The organism is Serratia sp. HNCC26DJ206 (assembly GCF_057180605.1).
On record NZ_JBXUGP010000092.1, the window covers coordinates 1 to 1791 of the forward strand.

Annotated in this window: 2 protein-coding genes and 1 pseudogene; all 3 read left to right on the forward strand. The window is 50.0% G+C overall.

Going from position 1 to position 1791, the window contains the following annotated elements; genetic code table 11:
* Positions 1-134: 134 nt before the first annotated feature.
* Positions 135-513, forward strand: a pseudogene (locus tag AC2A1E_RS24010) (DUF1349 domain-containing protein); the annotation flags it as partial.
* A gap of 272 nt (positions 514-785) precedes the next feature.
* Positions 786-1043, forward strand: a complete 258-nt coding sequence (locus AC2A1E_RS24015) for a YjhX family toxin (RefSeq protein WP_484385846.1) — start codon at positions 786-788, stop codon at positions 1041-1043.
* Between the two features lie 10 nt (positions 1044-1053).
* Entirely contained in the window at positions 1054-1764 is a 711-nt protein-coding gene (locus AC2A1E_RS24020; RefSeq protein WP_484385847.1) for an SAM-dependent methyltransferase, read from the forward strand.
* Positions 1765-1791 lie beyond the last annotated feature (27 nt).

Below are 1791 nucleotides of genomic sequence, written 5' to 3' on the forward strand. Positions count from 1 at the left end.
AGGGGCACGTTGTGCCCCTATGACATTCAAGTATCCCAGGACGTTACTGTTCACTCACTGGCCCTATTCTTTGTTGGCGCTCAGATAAGATAGCCATCAATTGATTACCTAAGCGTACAATTTCTTCGCCAGTTTTCTCTTCACGGTGGGATGTTGCCAGCGTAATGATACGAGCAACCAAAGATTCAGCGCTGACTGTAAAAGCGGGCATTGAGTTCAATGACGGTTCGCCTGCAATCGGCAGTGTGCTGACGCTTGAGCATTCAGACTGGGCAACGGGTATTTTCACTGGCAACCCAAGTGAGTTCTGGCTTCGGTTGACGCGCAAAGGGGACAGCCTGAGATTGCAGTATTCGATGGAAGGGCATCATTGGCCGCTGTTGCGTTTATGCTATTTCCCACGCGGTGCTCGGAGTGATGTGTTGTACGCCTGAACGTAGCGGATTATCGGTGGATTTTCTTGATATCACGTTGACGCCGCCAGTGGATAAAGCGCTTCATGACCTGAGTTAATTTGCGCATTTCAGGGGGTAGCAAACCATCGTTCCTTATTTCAGATCACACTTTTCAGGCTTGCACATTCCCATATAAAAAGTATGTGTTATGATTCCCGCCGTAAATACCTTTCAACTCTCACCGAGGCTTTGATGCTGGAGAATGTAATCATCAGATAATCAGCTTACCGACCTTTTCAGGCCGGGCTGGTTATCAATGCGCCGAAATCGAATGCGAGCACCGCTGTGTGTTTGCACGTTTTGCACATGATGATTAACAGGTTTTTCAGTATGAATTTATCCCGTCAGGAACAACGTACCTTACACGTACTCGCTAAAGGTGGACGTATCGTGCACGTCCGCGATACTTCAGGTCGCATCACCTCCGTTGAATGTTACAGCCGTGAAGGGTTGCTGCTCAGCGACTGTACGCTCGCCGTCTTCAAAAAACTCAAAGCCAAAAAGCTGATCAAGTCCGTCCATGGTCAGCCATACCGTATCAACATCACTGGGCTGAACAACGTGCGTGCACAACCGGACAACCAGTAAGGAAACTGCCATGAACACAATGTTTTCCCGTGAGTTTATCAACGCCAATATGATGGGCCCGAACGCCCTGCTGCTGGCGGAAGAGGTCTGCGCGTCGCTCTCGTTAAAACCCGGTATGCGGGTACTCGATTTAAGCTGCGGCACGGGGCTGACATCAATATATCTTGCAAAACAATGGGAGGTTGAGGTGGTGGCGATGGATTTGTGGGTGTCTGCCGAAGATAACGCTAACCGCTTCAGGGAAATGGGGTTACTCGGTCAGATAACGCCATTGCATATGGATGTGGCAGATCTTCCACATCTGAAGCCGTTTTCTGAAAATAGCTTCGACGCGCTGATCAATATTGATGCGTACCACTACTTTGGTGCCAGTTCGTCGTTTTTTGACAGCCACCTCGCGCCGTTTATCAAACCCGGCGGCCGCGTAGCTATCGTCGTGCCTGGATTGAAAACGCCGTTTAACGATGGCGTCCCTCCAGAGTTAGCCCCTTACTGGCAGCCAGAAATAAACTTCTTCACTGTCGACTGGTGGCGACAACTTTGGCAGCAAAGCGCGTTTTTGCAGATAGAGTTGTGTACTGAGAGCGAATGCTGCGACCAAGCCTGGCAGGAGTGGCTGGCATGCGATAATCCTTATGCTATTCGCGATCGCGACATGATGGCAGCAGAAAATGGGCGCTGGTTTAACTTCACCAAAATGATTGGCCGCATCAACAAGTAAAACCATCCCCCATCTTCGGGTGGGGGA